At 63.9% G+C, this 17,819-nt stretch carries 22 protein-coding genes; 12 read left to right on the top strand and 10 right to left on the bottom strand.

Annotation, left to right across the window (positions count from 1 at the left end; genetic code table 11):
- Window positions 1–11: 11 nt before the first annotated feature.
- Window positions 12–1,148, top strand: coding sequence for a glycosyltransferase family 4 protein (locus LDH74_RS09990; RefSeq protein ID WP_226042354.1), 1,137 nt, complete (start codon window positions 12–14; stop codon window positions 1,146–1,148).
- Between the two features lie 31 nt (window positions 1,149–1,179).
- On the opposite strand, the gene LDH74_RS09985 is transcribed toward LDH74_RS09990, so the two are convergent.
- The gene (locus LDH74_RS09985) at window positions 1,180–1,359 is read right to left on the bottom strand and encodes a hypothetical protein (protein WP_226042353.1); all 180 of its coding nucleotides are present in this window, start codon (window positions 1,357–1,359) and stop codon (window positions 1,180–1,182) included.
- 350 nt (window positions 1,360–1,709) lie between these two features.
- Between LDH74_RS09985 and LDH74_RS09980 the strand changes: the two genes are divergently transcribed.
- Window positions 1,710–2,759 carry a hypothetical protein gene (locus LDH74_RS09980; RefSeq protein ID WP_226042352.1) on the top strand — a complete coding sequence of 350 codons (1,050 nt, stop codon included), beginning with the start codon at window positions 1,710–1,712 and terminating at the stop codon, window positions 2,757–2,759.
- Window positions 2,760–3,132: 373 nt separating this feature from the next.
- On the opposite strand, the gene LDH74_RS09975 is transcribed toward LDH74_RS09980, so the two are convergent.
- On the bottom strand, window positions 3,133–3,369 hold the full coding sequence (locus tag LDH74_RS09975; protein WP_226042351.1) for a hypothetical protein: 237 nt from the start codon (window positions 3,367–3,369) through the stop codon (window positions 3,133–3,135).
- A 252-nt stretch (window positions 3,370–3,621) separates the two neighbouring features.
- On the opposite strand from LDH74_RS09975, the gene LDH74_RS09970 reads away from it, so the two are divergent.
- Together LDH74_RS09970 and LDH74_RS09965 are read left to right on the top strand one after the other, a co-directional pair.
- Entirely contained in the window at window positions 3,622–4,206 is a 585-nt protein-coding gene (locus tag LDH74_RS09970; protein WP_226042350.1) for a hypothetical protein, read from the top strand.
- Window positions 4,196–4,756 (top strand): hypothetical protein, encoded by a 561-nt coding sequence (locus LDH74_RS09965; protein WP_226042349.1) that lies wholly within the window; start codon window positions 4,196–4,198, stop codon window positions 4,754–4,756. Before LDH74_RS09970 ends, LDH74_RS09965 begins: the two co-directional genes overlap by 11 nt.
- A 126-nt stretch (window positions 4,757–4,882) precedes the next feature.
- Here LDH74_RS09965 and LDH74_RS26460 read toward each other — a convergent pair whose 3' ends face one another.
- On the bottom strand, window positions 4,883–5,005 hold the full coding sequence (locus tag LDH74_RS26460) for a hypothetical protein (RefSeq protein ID WP_255680973.1): 123 nt from the start codon (window positions 5,003–5,005) through the stop codon (window positions 4,883–4,885).
- Window positions 5,006–5,399: 394 nt separating this feature from the next.
- Here LDH74_RS26460 and LDH74_RS09960 point away from each other — a divergent pair, with 394 nt between their 5' ends.
- Window positions 5,400–5,582, top strand: a complete 183-nt coding sequence (locus tag LDH74_RS09960; protein ID WP_226042348.1) for an HVO_A0556 family zinc finger protein — start codon at window positions 5,400–5,402, stop codon at window positions 5,580–5,582.
- Between the two features lie 132 nt (window positions 5,583–5,714).
- On the opposite strand, the gene LDH74_RS09955 is transcribed toward LDH74_RS09960, so the two are convergent.
- Complete coding sequence (locus LDH74_RS09955) at window positions 5,715–6,239, bottom strand: metal-dependent hydrolase (protein ID WP_226042347.1); 525 nt, start codon at window positions 6,237–6,239, stop codon at window positions 5,715–5,717.
- 5 nt (window positions 6,240–6,244) lie between these two features.
- Window positions 6,245–6,751, bottom strand: coding sequence for a hypothetical protein (locus LDH74_RS09950; protein ID WP_226042346.1), 507 nt, complete (start codon window positions 6,749–6,751; stop codon window positions 6,245–6,247).
- A 267-nt stretch (window positions 6,752–7,018) separates the two neighbouring features.
- Between LDH74_RS09950 and LDH74_RS09945 the strand changes: the two genes are divergently transcribed.
- Complete coding sequence (locus LDH74_RS09945) at window positions 7,019–7,486, top strand: hypothetical protein (RefSeq protein WP_226042345.1); 468 nt, start codon at window positions 7,019–7,021, stop codon at window positions 7,484–7,486.
- A gap of 188 nt (window positions 7,487–7,674) precedes the next feature.
- On the opposite strand, the gene LDH74_RS09940 is transcribed toward LDH74_RS09945, so the two are convergent.
- The 3 genes from LDH74_RS09940 to LDH74_RS09930 are packed head-to-tail and all read right to left on the bottom strand — an operon-like array spanning window position 7,675 to window position 10,687.
- Window positions 7,675–8,703, bottom strand: coding sequence for a nitronate monooxygenase (locus tag LDH74_RS09940; RefSeq protein ID WP_226042344.1), 1,029 nt, complete (start codon window positions 8,701–8,703; stop codon window positions 7,675–7,677).
- 21 nt (window positions 8,704–8,724) lie between these two features.
- The gene (moaC, locus tag LDH74_RS09935; protein ID WP_226042343.1) at window positions 8,725–9,246 is read right to left on the bottom strand and encodes a cyclic pyranopterin monophosphate synthase MoaC; all 522 of its coding nucleotides are present in this window, start codon (window positions 9,244–9,246) and stop codon (window positions 8,725–8,727) included.
- Window positions 9,239–10,687, bottom strand: coding sequence for an NAD(P)H-hydrate dehydratase (locus LDH74_RS09930; protein WP_226042342.1), 1,449 nt, complete (start codon window positions 10,685–10,687; stop codon window positions 9,239–9,241). Before LDH74_RS09930 ends, moaC begins: the two co-directional genes overlap by 8 nt.
- Window positions 10,688–10,932: 245 nt before the next feature.
- Between LDH74_RS09930 and LDH74_RS09925 the strand changes: the two genes are divergently transcribed.
- Window positions 10,933–11,700 (top strand): ABC transporter ATP-binding protein, encoded by a 768-nt coding sequence (locus LDH74_RS09925; protein WP_226042341.1) that lies wholly within the window; start codon window positions 10,933–10,935, stop codon window positions 11,698–11,700.
- Window positions 11,697–13,196, top strand: coding sequence for a hypothetical protein (locus LDH74_RS09920; RefSeq protein WP_226042340.1), 1,500 nt, complete (start codon window positions 11,697–11,699; stop codon window positions 13,194–13,196). Before LDH74_RS09925 ends, LDH74_RS09920 begins: the two co-directional genes overlap by 4 nt.
- Window positions 13,197–13,229: 33 nt before the next feature.
- Here the strand turns inward: LDH74_RS09920 and LDH74_RS09915 are convergent, their stop codons facing one another.
- A complete protein-coding gene (locus LDH74_RS09915) occupies window positions 13,230–13,640 on the bottom strand; it encodes a helix-turn-helix domain-containing protein (protein WP_226042339.1) in 411 nt (136 codons plus the stop codon).
- 119 nt (window positions 13,641–13,759) lie between these two features.
- Here LDH74_RS09915 and LDH74_RS09910 point away from each other — a divergent pair, with 119 nt between their 5' ends.
- Together LDH74_RS09910 and LDH74_RS09905 are read left to right on the top strand one after the other, a co-directional pair.
- The gene (locus LDH74_RS09910; RefSeq protein ID WP_226042338.1) at window positions 13,760–14,338 is read left to right on the top strand and encodes a hypothetical protein; all 579 of its coding nucleotides are present in this window, start codon (window positions 13,760–13,762) and stop codon (window positions 14,336–14,338) included.
- 90 nt (window positions 14,339–14,428) lie between these two features.
- Entirely contained in the window at window positions 14,429–16,021 is a 1,593-nt protein-coding gene (locus LDH74_RS09905) for a cobyric acid synthase (RefSeq protein WP_226042337.1), read from the top strand.
- Between the two features lie 72 nt (window positions 16,022–16,093).
- Here the strand turns inward: LDH74_RS09905 and LDH74_RS09900 are convergent, their stop codons facing one another.
- Window positions 16,094–16,483, bottom strand: coding sequence for a CopG family transcriptional regulator (locus LDH74_RS09900; protein WP_226042336.1), 390 nt, complete (start codon window positions 16,481–16,483; stop codon window positions 16,094–16,096).
- Window positions 16,484–16,734: 251 nt separating this feature from the next.
- Here LDH74_RS09900 and LDH74_RS09895 point away from each other — a divergent pair, with 251 nt between their 5' ends.
- Complete coding sequence (locus LDH74_RS09895) at window positions 16,735–17,448, top strand: hypothetical protein (RefSeq protein WP_226042335.1); 714 nt, start codon at window positions 16,735–16,737, stop codon at window positions 17,446–17,448.
- Window positions 17,449–17,561: 113 nt separating this feature from the next.
- Window positions 17,562–17,813 (top strand): MTH865 family protein, encoded by a 252-nt coding sequence (locus LDH74_RS09890; RefSeq protein WP_226042334.1) that lies wholly within the window; start codon window positions 17,562–17,564, stop codon window positions 17,811–17,813.
- The last annotated feature ends 6 nt before the right edge of the window (window positions 17,814–17,819 follow it).

Below are 17,819 nucleotides of genomic sequence, written 5' to 3'. Positions count from 1 at the left end.
ACCTGTCAGTGATGGACATCGCTTTCGTGACGAATGTGGTGTTCCCGTTCGTGAAAGGCGGCGCGGAAAAGCGTATCCACGAAATCGGTACTCGCCTTGCAGCAAACGGGCACGATGTCACGATTTACGGCCGTCACTTCTGGGACGGTCCGCAGGTGATGGACTACGAGGGGATGACACTCTACGGCGTCGCACCGGCACAAGAACTCTACGCCGACGAACGTCGCTCAATCACGGAGGCGATCGATTTCTCTACCCGGCTACTCCCACATCTTCGACGAAACGCCGACGACCACGACGTCATCGTCGCGTCCCTCTTCCCTTACTTTCCCGTCCTCGCCTCGAAGCTCACCACCCTTGGAACCGACACGCCGCTAATCACCACCTGGCACGAGGTCTGGCTCGACTACTGGGACGACTACCTCGGTCGGCTCGCGCCGTTCGGCAAGGGGATCGAGCGACTCACGGCCACAACGCCACACTATCCGATCGCCGTCTCGAGCGTCACCGCCGATCGACTCACCGAAATCGGCCCGTCTCGGGACCGGATCGAGGTCGTCCCGAACGGAATCGACGTGAACCAGATCGAATCGACAGAGCCGACAAACGACGGCTTCACCGTCCTCTACGCGGGCCGCCTGATCGAGGACAAGCACGTCGATCTGCTCCTCGAGGCCTTCGACCGAATCGCACACACTGTCCCCGACGCGACTCTCGGCATCATCGGCGATGGGCCGGAACGTGAGCGCCTTGAGCAACAGGCCAAAACCCTCGAGCACGCCGACCGCGTAACCATGCTCGGATTCCTCGAGGAGTACGACGATGTCCTCGCACACATGCGCGCGGCGGATGTCTTCGCCTCGCCTTCGACCCGTGAAGGCTTCGGGATCACATTCGCGGAGGCGATGGCCGCGGACTGCACCGTGATCGCAGCGAAACATCCCGAGTCAGCCGCATCCGAGGTTATCGGCGATGCGGGCTTTCTCGCGTCCCCGACCGTCGACGGGGTCGCCACAGTGCTCGAGCGAGCACTAGCAGGTGAGCGTCCGAGTACGGATCCCACCGCTCGAGCGCAGCGATACGACTGGGATACCGTGGCCGATCAGGCGGCGCAGTGTTATCGCCGCGCGATCGACGGGACGTGGTAGCGTCTCGAGCGACCAGATCACAGAAAACGCGTTACTCCTCAGTGCTACCGTTTTCGTTAAGAAACTCCGCCTCCCGTTTCGCGCTGTCACTCTCTCCACCGAGCGGTGTGTACCGTTCTTTCGCATAGTCGCGGCCGCGCGGGTGTTCTAGGAGCCCCCAGTACAGGAGCGCCCGGTGGAGACGCAGCCCCAGGCGCTTTCGGAGGTCCATACGGTATTCTCGTGAGTGTGCCACATACGGATCGTCCCGACTACTGCAACGAGACTATACTAGGTCCGATCCTAGTACTAGGGTCGGCATCTCACACTTAACTCGCTAGCGCTAACCGACCGAACCACCGCGGGCAGGACTGAAAGGGGAGACGGCTCTCGAGGTCGGCGGCATTGTGCGCCAGTCGCTGGAGAAGCAGAACAGGGAGAATCGTGAGTGAGAACGCGGAGTTCGATCGCGGACTGTTCAGAAAACTATCAATATGAAAAACCGTCATCGGTCCCGATTCGCTACTCGTGGCCGTGATACGCGTTCAAAAATATAAAGTAACTTGAATGTAATGGCAACGTATGGATCGACGACAGTTTCTCGTCGGACTGGGTGGCACGACGGCCGTGCTCGCAGGGTGTACTGGGGGAGCGGACGATCCGAAAGAGTCGACCGAATCCGAGGGGAAGTATTCCGAACTCCCTGAGGCGGAGGAGTTGCTGGACCAGCATTATAACGCGTTGCGTGACATGGCGTTCGCCTCCGAAGAGAAATTCGTCAATCGCGATAGTACCCTGACTGACCGGACAATCCGCAGGGGCGATACTGGCACGCTCGTCAAAGGGAATGACGTTGCTCCGAATATCAATAGCGATGGGAAGCAACGGGTGTGGTTCACTGGAAACGCACGGATCAGTCGGGAGACACACAGGTTCAACCCCACCGGCATTACACCGCCGTTTACTGACAGAACAGTAGTCACCTCCCTTATCGAGTTGACGACGTTCGAACGGGTGGACGTGAGCGAAGACGACGAGCGCGTCTTCGTATTCGAGGGAACCGAAATCGACGAAGAGGCGGAACAGGAGAGCGAATTAAATATTCGGTCGATCGACGTTCGGATCGCAGTCGCCGAGTCGGGCTATATTCGCTCGATGGACGCAGAACTGACCACCGCGACGTCTTCCGACGCCGACCAAACGGCCAGCAGCAGCTACGAGTACGAGGTGTCGGAGGTGGGAGACGTAACGGTCTCAGCGCCGGCGTTCGTCGACGACGCCGTCCGAATCGAGGGCGACCTCTCCGAGGATCGATCGGCGATCGTCCTGCAACATGCGGGCGGACCCACCGTGGCGGCCGACACGGAACTCGTGGTCCAGGACAACGAAGGGAGCACGAACCCGAACCACCCGAACGGGCTGGCGTTCCCGACGGCGTTCGAGTCGGGTGACGAAGCATACGTTTATTGGACCGCGGCCAACCGGGCCGCGATTAGCGTCGGCGAGGAGCCGTCGGACGTCGCCCGTGAGTTTGCCTTCCCATCCGACGACCGGGGTAGGGGCATCTACCTTGCAGAGATAGGCGGACCTGGCCCCAAACGTTTCTCGGTGAGGATCGACCCGCAGGAGTAATCCGCACCACCACTCGGATCGGTCTCCGACAACTATCGTGAACAACACCACGATGGAGGCACGGCGCAGTTAGCTTGAGACCAAGGGACAGCCGAGACGAGATTTCGGAGGTTGCGATCAACGCCGCCGAAATGTTTTCTTGATCCGCATGCACCACACACTCTCTCCTCATACTAGCTTGTCGACCACCCATCCCACAGCGTACCAGCCAAACCACCGCGGGTGGGACTGAAAGGGGCGACGGCTCTCGAGCGGCGAGACGACGCAAGCACCGCAGCCGAACGGAGTGAGGCAAGGCGCGCAACGAGTCGCAGCGCTCGAGAGCCGTCGGGGCTTTCTGGAAAGTAGTCTCCGAGAACAGTTCCGTTCGAGGCTATTCGTCAGTCTCGAGTTCGCTCACGTCGAGGTCTCCCTCGAGATATTCCTCACCGGAGTCAGTAAGGACATAGAATCCTCGAGAAGGTTTTTCGACAAGCCCGTATGAATCGAGCTTTCGACAACGAACCCCGATATAGTCGTTGTTCCGTTTAATTTCATCTGAGATAGACTTGGGTGTTCCAGCGCCATTCGTTTCGAGATACTCAAGAATTTCATCATCTGCCCGGGTCATCCACTCGGCACGCTTTCGCATCTCTGTAGCACTGCTAAAGGGAGTTCCATCAATCTAAACTGCAGCATTGCTATAGCAACCTAATAACTATCTAAAAACATGCTAAGCATAGTTTTATGTAATATAGAAATAAAATAGTAGCCAACGGGATATAATCTGGAGTCAAGAGCACGTATCCAGACAAAATCGCGGTCCAGTGGTAGAAGCACTGAACCCGCGAGCAGCTCCCGTAAACCACCTACGGAAGCCATGATGAACGACGATTCGCGGGGTCTTGAAAGCCCCGACCGACCGCACGCATCGACGCAGAACGACAGAGTCGCCTGTGACGGCGGAACGACCGACGAGTCCATTCGCGAGCGCCTCGAGACGATCACCAAACTCACGAATAGCATCCTCGAGGAGGTGCGGAACCCTGACACCGCGAGTGATCTCGAGGACCTCTCCGACGAGACGCGCCGTGGCGCGACGCGTCGGTTGCGAGAGATCGACGCGGAAGCGAGGCGCGTGGGCCTCGAGCTGTTTGGGCCGGGGATGCTGATTCCGCGGCGGTCGGCCGAGACGGTCGACGACGACCGCCGGACCGAGGACCTGCCGACGGTCGTCGGCTGTGACTCGCTCACGACGACCTTCCGGGGACCGATCCCAGGGGCCCTCGAGCACGCGACCGGCGACCGCGAACCCGCTAGTATAGACGAACTCCTCGACGGAGAGACCGGAACCGACGACGACTCTAACCCCGTCGACACTCCCAACCGGGCCAACGACCCAAACCACGACGACACCACCAATCGCACTCCCAACAAACCCGACAACGGTGATCGTGATGGAGAGTGACTCGAGCGCGAGCCACGACCGTCCCGAACCCCTCGCACGCGAACTCGAGGCCCTCCGCGACCAGATCACGACCCTCGAGAACCGAGTCGCGGACCTCGAGGCGGAGTGCAGACAGAAGAACGATCGCATCGACTCGTTCGAGGCGGAATGCCAACAGAAAGACGACCGAATCGAGGATTTGGAACGACGACTGACCGACTGTGAGTCCCGGACGACGGCAACCGATCGCGCGGCCGACGCCGCGCTCAAGAAGGCGGACGCCAACAAGGATCGCGTCCGCGAGCTTCAGGGTCGCGAACTCGAGAAGGGCGCGCACCTCCGAACGGAGACCGTCGATCCCCACGAGATCCAGATGACGAGCGATCGCCTCGAGAAGCTCACCAGGGACGACGGACGAACGTACTACCGCGTTCCGGACTCGAGCTTTCCAACCACCGCCTCGCGGTCCGCAAACGCACCCAGCGAACGAACGGGCTCGAGTGGCTGTCCGGAGACGACAGTTGTCCACCGACGTTCGATTCGACGAGTTGAGCGGATGACGTGGCTGTGACGCGAATCCACCGATCGGATAACTGAGGCTCCGTCCGAAAGTGAGTAAATCGAGTGTGACGAATTCCGCGAGCCAGACCCTCGCTCGAGAGCCCCGTCTGAACGGGAGCCGGGACGTCCGAAGCGCCTAGTCGACGTTCTCACCGCACTGGACACAGAGATCGTCTTGCCAGGGGACGGTGATCCGTATCTCTCGTTCGGTGTCACAGTTCGGACAGTAGGCTGTCTTCGTTGTCGTATCCTTGTTCACAGGTTCCCCACCCGCATTCAGTCCGGCCGATCCGGATCTAATACGAACATCAGTACCGTATTACTTAACAGTTCTCTATTCCTGATTTATCATATGGAATGGTAATCACCGTTAGGCCAGCACTGACTGCTATACCGACCAACAACCATCCAGAGACGTTCCAGAAGCAGTTACTCGCCCAGACGTTACATCGAATCGGTGATTGGCGGGTAGTCTGTTGATGGTCGGCCCAAAACGGCGCTCTGTTGCTCGTCACACCCACCCGATAGCGACTGTCACTCCCGAACCGATAGTGACCGTCCCTCTCGCACCAACCGTTGCATGCAATCGCACGACCGACGTGTACCGCCACCCAAAAGATTAACCATCTGAGAGGTGACGGTTATCTTACGAAATGAGAGGTGTGGAAGATACTCGTTTGGACGAAGAAACGCTTCTGTCGCGCCTCGAGGGGAATTCGTGTCCGCAGTGTACCGCGGGGACGCTCGAGCGTGGCACGTACAAGGAGAACGTCGCCATCGTCTGTCCGACGTGCGAGACGCCCCAGGTGCAGCTCTGGGACGCGCGCTCTCGCTGACCGATACGGTGGGGGGAGCCGTTCAGTCTCCATTTTTTCTCGAGACCTGCCGTCTTGCGCGAAGAAGTAGATGAGACACGGTCGAGATGCATCCGACGAGTCTCGTTCGCTCATCCGACTGGTCCCGATCGCTCATCCGTCAGCCCGTACCGTGGGCTCCGGCTCGAGCGATCGACGCCGTCGACGCTGTGCGAGCGATCGGGTACCGAGTGCGAGCAGAATCGCAACGGGTGCCGTCCATCGATCTCGGCTACTGTAGAATCCGGGGACGACGATGTCCGCGCTGGTGAGTGGCCAGAGATACCGGTACGAGCCCGCCGGCGGCACTAACAGGAGATCGAGCGCGAAGTGAGACAGCGCTCCGAGCGTGAGCAGTATCGCAACCGCTCGTCGATACTGCGGACGGACGAGGAGCGCACCGATGCAAATCGCGATTGCGACACCGCCGATCGAGTGCATCGGCCGCCACGAGACGGACAGCCCGAGCACTGATTCGACTGTCTCCGGTGAGACGACCCATTTCAATCGATTGAGATCGGGGATCATCGAGCCGGCCATTGCAACGCTCGCCAATCGCGAGGTAATCCACTGGTATCGAATCGAGAACAGCGTCGCGAGCGTAAACGCGATCAGCACGTGGGTCAGCATATCTGCCATGCCGATCACTCCCTGCGTTGGGACCCGCCATCGGTCACCAGCCCCGCCTGACGGTCCGTCCTGTGACCGCGATCGACCGGGAGGCGATCCCTCGGCTCGAGTGCCAGCCCTCGAATATCGAGTCGCCAATCGACGAGTGCCCGGCCCGCAACGACTGCGGCCCCGACGATCGAAATCGCGTGGACGTACAGGAGGTCCCCGATCCGGACGTCATTGCGTCGGTCGGCGGGTGCGATAAGCGCCGCCGCGATAGCGGAACTGTCCGTGACACCGGCGGCCGTTACCTGTTCGGATGCGGACCCCTCGTCGGCGGCCGCCGGCGTCGACGCACGATAGTCGGCCCCGATATCGAAGTTCGCGTCCGCGAGCACCACGATTTCGTCTGCCCCGCTCGAGTCGCCTGCAACGGCTGCATCGACCGACCAGCCGGCGCCGCCGAGGACGAAGAGCCCGACGAGGCCGACGGTCAGGACGATGATACCGAGGCAGCGACGGAGCGGAGTCTCTAACACGACTCCTCCTTCGAAGTGATCCGGATTAACAGTCAGTATGGTTTCACGTTCCGACTCGGGGAGCGAATCACAACTCGACTCGGCTATCGTTTCGACACGCGAGTCGGATCGTGAGCCCGATTCGATACGACTCGCGGCGTCCGGGAGCCTTCCTTCGCCACTCGAGAAAATCACTCTCGACTGTCGGTGACTGAGGACCTCGAATAGATATCAAATATTGGTAAAAACATATATAAAAATGGAAGGAAGTAACTGCACCAGGGGACAATGAGCGGACAGTACTCGAGGCGGGAATCCCTCGACGGTGGGGAGACAGACGTACTCGCGATTGTGATAGCCGGGCTCGCTGGGGGACTCGTGTTCGGGGCCATCCTGTATGCACTCGGATTGCTCGACTCAGTGGGTCGACTGCTCGGAGCGCCTGGCATGCTGGTCGGCACCATCCTTCTGGGACTGGCCAGTGTCGTCGGCGGACTCGTCTACTGGGGACTCGGAAAGACGAGGCCGTTCGAGGACGACGTAACCGATCCGGTCACGGGCGTCACGATGGGGGTCTCGTTCGGACTGCTCGTCTGGCTCGTGGGAGTCGTCGTCGTGCTCCCCCTGTGGCTTCGCCTCTTCGAGTACACTCCACCGGTACCGTTCGTCCACTGGCAGAGCCTGCTCGGACTGCTCGTCTACGGCGGATTCGTTGGAACGCTGTATCCGATACTGAGTACTCGACTCGGACAGTGACTCGTGCCGACGATCGACGCCGCGGGCGGACGTTTTGTCGCGTTATGTACCCACCACTGGGGCGAGTCGGTCCACTTCAGTCTATTTCGAGAACGGTGTCGAACAGGGACGTGAGGTTCGTAACGGTCTGTAGATCGTGGGCGCTGGGGTCGACGAGGTAGAACGCGGCGTACACTCGCAGCGACCGATCAGCCGTGACGGGCCGCCGGCAACTCCGAGAGCGTCTCGATCGTCTCCGCGACGAGTTCCTCGAGGAGCGCTCCCGCCGGCCGAACGTCGTCGGTCAGCCCGACGCTCTGGCCGGCGAACAGCGCCATCTCCTCGATATCACCCTTGACAGCCGGCGTCGCGAGAGCCTCGTCGTAGCGCTCGATTTCCTCGCCGTCACCGTCGTCAGTCCGTGCGACGACGTCGTCCTCGCCGGGACGGTCGCCCGCGGGTGGCCGCCCCGCCGCCTCCCAGCGCTCGAGCGTGTCGTTTCGCAGCACTCGATGCGGGGTTCCGGGCCAGCCCTTGTCGAAGAGGGTCGTGTACGCGGTATCGGTTTCGTCGCTCTCGCGGAGCCGTCGCCGATACGTCTCGTGGACGCTGGCCTCTTCGGTCGCGACGAACCGCGTACCGAGCCACGCGCCGTCAGCCCCCAGCGCGAGCGCGGCCGCGATTCCTCGTCCGTCGGCGATGCCGCCGGCCGCGACGATCGGCACCTCGTCACCGACCGCGTCCGCGACCCGGGGCACGAGCGCCGTCGTCGCAACCTCGCTCTGGACGTGGCCGCCGGCCTCGAGGCCCTGCGTGACGACGGCGTCGACCCCGGCGGCGACCGCCTCGCGTGCAGCAGCAGCGCTGCCGACGGTCTGAAACACGAGCGCGCCAGCCTCGTGAATCTGCTCGACGAAGGGCGCTGCCTCGCCGAAGGAAAGCGTGACGACATCGGCCCCGGCATCGAGAATCGCCTCGAGGTGCTCGTCCCTCTCCACGATCGTCGTCGCGTCGTCGCACACGAGGTTGACCGCGAACGGCTGGTCGGTCAACTCGTGCGTCCCGCGGATCGCCCGGCGCGTTTCCTCGAGGTCGCGCCACGTGACCGCGAGGTGGCCGAGGCCGCCGGCGTTCGAGACGGCCGCCGCGAGTTCGGGGGTCGTCGCGCTCCCGATCGGTGCTTGCACGATCGGATACTCGATCTCGAGCAGGTCACACAGCGGTGTCGTCAGCGTCATCTCAGCTATCACACTCCCCACTCACGCTCGCTCCTTCTCCTTCGCGAGCACGCGCACGTTCTCGATCCCGGTGTCGGGGTACTGCCCGTCCGCGTCCTTCTCGACGGCCTTGACCATGTCCCAGACGACGTTGAGGCCGGTCGTCACGCCCTCGAGGGCCTCCATCTCGCAGCCCGTCTTGCCGGTGGTCTCGACGGCGACGCGGAGTTCGATCCGATCGTCGTCGAGCGAGAAGTCGGTGTCGACGTTCGTGATCGGAATCTGGTGGCACATCGGAATCGTCTCCCACGTGTGTTTGACGGCCTGGATCGCACCGACGCGAGCGGTCGCGAGGACGTCTCCCTTGCCGATCCCGTCGTCTCGAATGGCCTCGACCGTCGACGGCTGAAGTCGGATCTCGCCGACGGCGACCGCGCGTCGCTCGCTGTCGGGTTTGTCGCCGACGTCGACCATCTGGACATCGCCCTCGTCGGTCGTGTGTGTGAGGTCGTCGGCGTCCGCGGCCCCCTCCGCCGTCGGCCGCTCGTCGGGGGTCTCATTCATCCGCACCACCCCACAGGACCGCGGGGATTTCCTCGAGCATCTCGGACGCAAGAAAACCGAAGGCCTGGGTTTCCGCCAGCCGTTCGCCCGCGAGGCCGTTGACGTGGGCCCCCGCTGCGGCGGCGTCGAGCGGCTCGGCGTGTTCCAGCAGCGCCGCGACGATTCCGGCGAGCGTGTCGCCGGTGCCGCCGACTTTCATCCCCACGGTTCCCGAGCGACTGATCCGCGTTCGCTCGCCGTCGGTGATGACGTCGTTCGCTCCCTTCGCGAGCACGACGTGGCCCAGCTCGGCCGCGAACGCTTCGATCTCGTCGGCCGCGTCGGCCAGGTCGTCGACGTCCGGCCCGCCCATTCTCGCGAGTTCCCGTCGGTTGGGCGTACAGACAAGCGTCGCGTCCGTCTCGAGGTCGGGGACGACCGCGAGCGCGTCCGCGTCGACGACGACGCGACCGGTGTACGACTCGAGGAATTGCCGAGCCGCCTCGAGCGTCTCGTCGGCGGTGCCGAGCCCCGGACCCAGCACGACGACGTTGTCGTATTTTTCCGCGGTCTCGAGGAGGTCCTCGGCCCGCTCGGGCGTGAGAACGTCGCTCTCGTACGACTGGACGATGAGGTCCTCGCTGTAGCCCTGGATCTCGCCGGCGACGGACTCGGGAGCGGCGACGAAGGAGAGTTCCGCGCTGGCGCGAAGCGCGGCCTGTGCCGCGAGCGCCGGCGCGCCGGTGTAGGGACCGCCGCCGATGATGTAGGGTCGCCCCGCGCGACCGTCGGGCCGCGCGAGCTCGATATCGCCGGGGCCGACGAATCGCTCGGCTGCGGCCGGAATGCCGATATCCGCGACGGTGACGTCGGCCGCGAGTTCGTCCAACCCCGGTTTCGTGTCGTGGAAGGTGACCACGCGGTCGGCCTCGACGCCGTTGGCCGCGTGGTCGCCCCCGTCGGCGTCGAACCCGGAGGGCACGTCGACCGCGACGACGGTCGCGTCGGCCTCGTTGATCGCCCGCGCCGCGGTCGCCGCCGGTTCCCGAAGGTCGCCGCTGATCCCCGTTCCCAGCATCGCGTCGACGATTACGTCCGCCTCGTCGAGGTCGAACGCACTCGAGTCGGATTCGAACTCGCTCGAGTCGGTCACCGCTCGCGTATCGTAATCGGACCGCTCGAGCGCGTCCCAGTTCTCGCGAGCGATGTCGGTGCCGATCAGCGCCGCACGGCCGAGCAGCAGCGTCGTCACCTCGTATTCATCTAGGAATCGGGCCGCGACGAACGCGTCCCCGCCGTTGTTCCCGCGGCCGGCGACGACGAGGACTCGAGCGCCCGGCTCCGCAACGTCCCGAACCGTCCGGGCGACGGCGTGTCCGCTCGACTCCATCAGCTGCTTTCGCGCCACGCCGAGCGCCGCGGCGTTCGCGTCGACGGCGGCCATTCGCTCGCCTGTGATCATGGACGAGGGTTCGACCGGCCGACCGTTGAAGATTGCGGACAGCGGGCTGCGCAGCGGTCGGCCTCGAGAGGGTCCTCCACGACCCGCGTTCGGATCGGAATCCCGAGCGACCCGCGTTCGGATCGGAATCCCGAGCGACCCGCGTTCGCGATCGAGATGCCGCTCGAGCGACGTTCGAATCAACAACTCGTCGGTTCCGATACCAGCATTGTTATTATCAATTCGTGAGAATAGGTCGCCGTTCAATGGCAGTAATTCGCGTAGATGGGCTGCGGAAGTCCTACGGATCCGTCGAGGCGGTGTCCGGGATGGAGTTCACCGTCGACCGCGGGGAGCTGTACGGCTTTCTCGGGCCGAACGGCGCCGGCAAGACGACGACGATTCGGACGCTGACTGGGCAGATTCGGCCGGACGCGGGAACGGTGCGCGTTCTCGAGACGGATCCGACGACGGAACCGATCGAGACGCGCCGGCGGGTCGGTATCCTGCCGGAACAGGGATCGCCACCGAGCTTTCTCACACCGCGCGAGTACCTCGAGTTCGTCGGCGAGGTCCGCGACCTTCGGCCGGAGCGAGTCGCCGATCAGACCGCGGCGTGGGCCGAGCGACTCGGATTCGAGAGCAAGCTCGACACGCTGCACACGGATCTCTCCCGCGGGCAACAACAGAAGGTGATGATCGCGCAGGCGTTCGTCCACGAGCCGGACGTGGTCTTCATCGACGAGCCGCTGGCGAACCTCGATCCGCTCGTCCAGGAGCAGGTCAAGCGGTTCCTCGTCTCCTACGCGGCCGGCGACAACGCCGTCTTCGTCTCGACGCACAACATCGACGTCGCCGAGGACATCTGCACCCGCGTCGGCATCGTCGCCGACGGCCAACTCGTCACGGAGCGGTCGATCAACGACGGCGACGCAAGCGACGAATCGCTACTCGAGCTCTTCCTCGACCGCGTCAGCGGGGCCGATGCACGGGACGTGCCGACGCTCGAGGGGATGGACGGGCCGAACGCATGAGTGGGAACGAAACCGGAACTGGAACTGGAACTGAGCCCGCGGCTCGAGGGGGTTCGAATCACGCCAGTTCGGGGCTCTCGTTCCGACGGCTGCTCGCGATCCTCTTCCGCGAGGAGTGGCGCATGCACACCCAGCTGTTCGGCGGCTGGCGCTTCGCGCTCTTTCCGTTCGTGATCGCGCTGCTCACCGTGGGTGCGACGGTCGCCCTCGTCGAGACCGGCACTGCACCGGGGACGATCGTGAGCGGCCTTCACGTCCTGGCCCTCGCCTTCGGACTCTACAGCGGCACCGCTGGCTTCGCCGGTTCCGACATGCTCGAGAACGTCTTCGGACGGCTCTCCTTACTGCTCTCTTCGTCGACGACGCTGCCGCTCTCGCGGCGGCGGTTGCTGGGCGCGTTCCTCCTGAAGGACGCGCTGTTTTACGGTGTCGCGTTCGTGCTACCGATGGCACTGGGGAGCGTAGCCCTGGACGGGCTGTCGGCCGCGACGCCGCTCGAGGTCGGGCTGTTCTGGCTCTCGCTCTTCCTCTCCTTCGCCGTCGGAATGGCCGTCACCGTCGCTCTGATCGCCGTCCGAACCCGGGGCGCGCCGACGTGGGCCATCGGGCTGGCGCTCGGCCTCGCCGTCCTCGGCAGCTGGGCGGCGGGCGGATTCGGTCTCGTCGGGTCCGTTCTCGTTCCGATGCGCGGACCTGCGATCACCGCGGGCGGGCTGGCCGTCGGAACCCTCGTCGTCGCGACGGGAGCGCTCGCGATCTACGATCCGACCTACGGTCGGCCCTCGCGGACGGCGACCGATCGCTTCGCACGACTCAGTGACGTGCTGCCCATCGACGACTCGCCGCTGGTGACGAAGACGCTGCTCGACCTCGCGCGCTCTTCCGGCGGCGTCTGGAAGCCGTTCGTCTCCGCGAGCATTCTGCTCGCGCTGGTGGCCGCGCTCGTCGGCGTCGTCGACTCGATCACCGGTATCGCGCCCGCACCGGGGATCTTCTTCGGCGGCGTCCTCGGCCTCTCGGCCTTTACGACCTACAACTGGCTGACGCAGTTCGACTCGCTCGAGGACTACCTCACCTACCCTGTCTCGATCGCGGACGTCTTCCGGGCGAAACGGATCGCGTTCGTCCTGGTCGGCGCGCCGACGGTCGCACTGCCCTACCTCGCGGCCGTCATCTGGTTCGACGCGACGCTCGTCGATGCCGTCGTCGGGGCCGTCTTGCTGGCCGGCTACGCGCTGTACTACTACGGCCTGACCGTCTTCATCGCCGGCTTCGATCCCAACGAGTTCCTCTTCGACGCCGTCCGATTCGTGACGTTCACCGTCGGCGTCGCCGTCGCGCTCGTCCCGACGCTGGTCGCCGGGTTCGTCGTCGTCCCGCCGTCACTGGAACTCGCCGCCGTCCTCGGAATCGGTGGAATCATCCTCGGGATCGTCGGGGTCGTCCTCTCGAGTCGCGCCGGGCCGCAGTGGGACGCGCGGTACCGGGCAGAATAGTCGGTTTGGAGACGCTGCGATCTCGGCTCGAACCTAGCGTTCGGGTCGCGGTGCGGTCTCGTATCGCTCGATCTCGTCGGTCTTCTCTACCCGCGCGTAGACGTCGTGGAGCGTCTCTTCCGCTCGCAGGAGGTCGTGCGCCTCGAGGAACTGGCGTCCCTCCTCGCTGATACCGTAGAACTTGTACGGGAGATCGTTCCGGCGGCGTTCCGTCGGGAGAGTGACTTCCTCGACGATCCCCGCTTCGATGAGTTGCTGGAGGTGTTGTCGGATCGTCGTTCGGCTCTTGCTCGGGTTCACGTAATCCAGTTCTTTCAGCGTCGGTAGTCCCTCGGGATGACCGAGGAGATCCTGCACGAGAGCGAATCGCGTCTCCTGAGTGACGACGTTCAGCCGCTCGCGAACGGTCTCGAGGTCAGTCGGCGTTCGATCCGGTGTGCTCATACTCCGTAATTTAACTGGTACGTGCAAAAGCGTTTCGCCCAAATACGAATCGGTCCTCTACGATGTGGTCGCCGCTTCAGTCGGTAAATTGAAGAATTTGAGCTGCGTTCGTCCGGCTAATGACCGAGGAGCCGGTGACGGTCGACGAACTCGCCGAAAAAGCCGAATCGCACCTCCACGAGTCGTCGCTGACGCCGGCGGAGTACGAAGCGCTCAAACACAGCGTCGCAGAGCTTTCACCGGTCCTCACGACCGAGAGAACGTACTTCGTTTTGGGCAGTTACGGACGACCGGAGATTCATCGACTCCAGCTCGTCAAGGACAGACTCAACCGCCGATCGGATAGCTACGCGTTTTTGATGGTCGATATCCGGAGCGAGTGGACGAATACCTACCTCAAGTTCCGTATTCTCTCCGATTACGCCGATATCATCGTTGGCGTGACCGAACACGACCGCGGTGGGTTCCTCGTCGAACAGGGGTATTTCACCGCTCTCGAGCAGTACTTCGCGAAAACGTACGTTCTCAAGCGAGCCTACGACGATCTGGCGGACGCGGATATCGAGACGGTCGTCGATCTCGAGAAGCCGTACAGCGGGATGCAGACGGCGATTTTCGATATGTTGGCGGACGCGGATCGGCTGTGCGTCTGGCAGACGGAGGACGACCTCCGCGACTGCGTCAGTACACTGCCGTGACGGCGACGTACAGCGATCGCGCGAACAGAACGCGTCCGAAACGAACCGATAGGTCGATACTTCCCGCTACTCGAGTACCGCCCAACGCGGATGACCAGAACCCTCCTCGTCGCCGGAACCGCGAGTCACGTCGGTAAATCGACGGTCGCTGCCGGCCTCTGCAGGTTGCTCGCCGATCGTGGAGTCGACGTCGCGCCGTTCAAGGGCCAGAACATGAGCAACAACGCTCGAGTCGTCGTTCGGCCGGACGCGGACGGCCAGCCGAATAGCGAACAGGGCAGTGAGGGAATCGACCAGTGGGGCGAAATCGGCGTCTCCCAGTTCGTCCAGGCTCGAGCGGCCCGAACCACGCCGACCACCGACTGCAACCCGGTCCTGCTCAAACCTCGCGGCGACGGCGAGAGCCAGTTGGTGTTGCAGGGCGAGGCCCACGAGCACGTTCCCGCCGGCGCGTACTACGAGGAGTACTGGGAGCGGGCGCGCGAGGCGGCCGAGGAATCGTATCGCAGACTCGCGGCCGACAACGACGTGATCGTCGCCGAGGGCGCGGGCAGTATCGGCGAGATCAACCTGCACGATCGGGACCTCGCGAACGTCGAGACCGCCCGGTTCGCCGACGCCGACATCCTCCTGCTGGTCGACATCGAACGCGGCGGGGCCTTCGCCAGCCTCTACGGGACCATCGAACTCGTTCCCGACGCCCTCCGCGAGCGCATCGTCGGCGCGCTCATCACGAAATTCCGGGGCGATCCGTCGCTGCTCGAGCCCGGTATCGAAGAAATCGAATCGAAGACCGGAGTCCCAATTCTCGGCGTGCTCCCCTACGACGACCCCGGTCTCCCCGAGGAGGACAGCGTCAGCCTCCCCGATACCGAAGAGCGAGGCGTCGTCGGCGACGACGACGGCGTCCCAGCGGACCGTCGAGTGCGGATCGCAGTGCCCCGATTGCCCCGAATTTCGAACGCAACCGACCTCGAGGCGCTGGCGGCCGAACCCGGCGTCTCGGTGGTGTACGTGCCGGTCGACGGAAACGCGGCCGATCCGCTCGAGGGCGTCGACGCCGACGCGGTCGTCCTCCCGGGTACGAAGAACACGGTCGACGACCTGCTGGCGCTCCACGACGCCGGCTTCGCCGACGCGCTCGCAGCCTTCGACGGGCCGATCGTCGGCGTCTGCGGCGGCTATCAGCTGCTCGGCGAGCGGATCACCAACGCCGCGCTCGAGGGAACCGGCGAGGACGACGTCGTCGAGGGACTGGGCCTGTTGCCGGTCGAGACTCGCTTCGAGGGCGACAAGCGCCTCGAGCAGACGACGGTTCCCGTCGACGGGGACGCATCACCGCTGCTCGAGGGTGCTACGGGCCACGCGTCGGGCTACGAGATCCACGCCGGCCGGACCCGCGCGCTCGAGGACGTGAGCCGACCGCTCGGGGACTCGAGTGCGGCGAGTGGCCGGATACTGGGGACCTATCTGCACGGCCTGTTCGACAACGCGTCGGTCCGGACGGCGTTTCTCGATCACGTCGCCCAGACAGCCGGTATCGATCGCCCGTCGCGCGAGGACACTACAGCATCATCGATGACGGCCGACGGAACGGGGTCGACGCCGTCCGATCGAGCGGCGCGACTCGTCGGCGAGCACGTCGATCTGGCGGCGCTCGGCGAACCGTTTCAGGAGTGCTGAAGAACGACGGTGACGGAGAACGACGGTGATGGAGAGCGGTGGCGGCACCGGTCGCGGACGGCGCTCGACCGGCTACGGCGATTCGCTACGATACGTTCCGAGCAGTTCCTCGAGGATGATACACTCCTGATCGGTCTCGTCGTAGTGGGTGTCGATGAAGCGTTCGGCGGCCTCGTAGTTGCCCCGCAGGCCGTACTTTCGGACGTTTATCACGGCATCGAGGAAGAAGGTCCCGCCGTCGGCGCCCAGCGCTTCGGCGTGGTCGCGGTCGCTGATGTCGAGTTCGGACTTGATCTCGTCGAAGTTGAACGTCTCGACCTCGTGATCGGAATCGATCAGGGTGAGGACGTACTCCGCGGAGAACCGATAGAACTCCGACTTGCTCTCGAACATACCGTCGTCGACGAGCGTGTCGATCTCCGTGACCACGTCGTCGGGGTACCTGACGGTATCCTTTGCCATATCGACATACTGTTCGCCGATGACTAATTACTGTTTCGACCGTCCGTCGAACGGCGTCTGACTCCGACGAGTATCCGTCGAGCGGCGTCTGACCGCGACGAGCGTCCGTCGAAAGACGGCGTCTCGTGACGAGCGATGGCTCGAGCGCCGACGCACGCAGACACACATTGTGCCCGTCGATCGTCGGGGCCCGTATCGAGTCTCGAAACGGAACGAACGTTAAAGGTACGGGGCCGACTCCACTCGGACGAGTGGGTGTAATCGACGTGTATTATGGCGTTCTCTTCAGTTCCCTCCCGTGGTGGATTGCGGCCCCGCTGATCCAGCTCTCGGTGCTCGTGTTCGGGATGGCGCTCGACGAGACCTACGTCAACAGAACGACGGTACTCACGGGTTCGATCGCGGTCCACATCCACGGATTCGTCGCGGGTGACGTCGGACTGCTCGTCGGGCTCTACGCCGACGTCGGCCTGCTGGTCGGTGCGTACGGACTCTACGCGTACGTCGTCGACGGCTACGTCGGTGATGCCTTTCGGCTCGTCGCCTTTTTCCTCTACTCGCCGCTGTCGGTCTTTCTCGTCATCCTGACCGCTGGACCGACGCTGTTCGGGCTCGAGCCGCTGTTCGTTCCCGCACTGGCGCTGGCCGGCTACGCGAACGTCCGGCTCCGGGCCTCGCTTCCCGCCGACCCGTACTACTTCGGCCCCGAATCCGAAGCCGAGTTCCAGGCGACCGTCGACGCCGAGTCCGACGCATCGAACGGAACGGCGGCGGCGGGAACAGATGGCGGGACCCCAGCCGAACCCGACGGTACGCCGGCCGGCTCCGCGAGCGCCGCTGATGGGGATTCCGACGCGTTCGAAGACGCCGGCGACGGGGAGATCGACCCGCCCGGTGCCGAGCCGGCCGCGGCGACCGCCTCGAGCGAGCGGGGGATCCTCCCCGAGTTCATGCGACGGCTCTAGTCGCTCGCAGCCGGGTGCGGCCGTCCGCGACCGGCTCTGATCGGGGGTCTCTATCGCTGACCGGTCGACGGTCTCCCTGTAAGTTATTGGTGTCCGCACGGAAACACGAACTCATGGCAGACGAAGCCGAACTCCGCGACCAGCTGACCGACGCGTTCGAGAACGCCGACTATCCGGTCTCGGGTCCGATGGAACTCGTGCCGGCGCTGCCCGACGGGCCGGGGACGAGATTCGAGTCCGGCGACTTCTCGATGACCGCGATGGAGCTCAACGCCACAACTGGCGGCGGGGAGTTCCCCTACGAGGACGTCGACTCCCTCGTCGACGACCTGATCGCGGAACTGAAAGCGGCGGACGAGCTGTGAGACCAG

This window comes from Natrinema sp. DC36 (assembly GCF_020405225.1).
In the GTDB taxonomy this organism is placed as follows: domain Archaea; phylum Halobacteriota; class Halobacteria; order Halobacteriales; family Natrialbaceae; genus Natrinema.
This window is presented reverse-complemented; position numbering and strand designations above follow the sequence as displayed.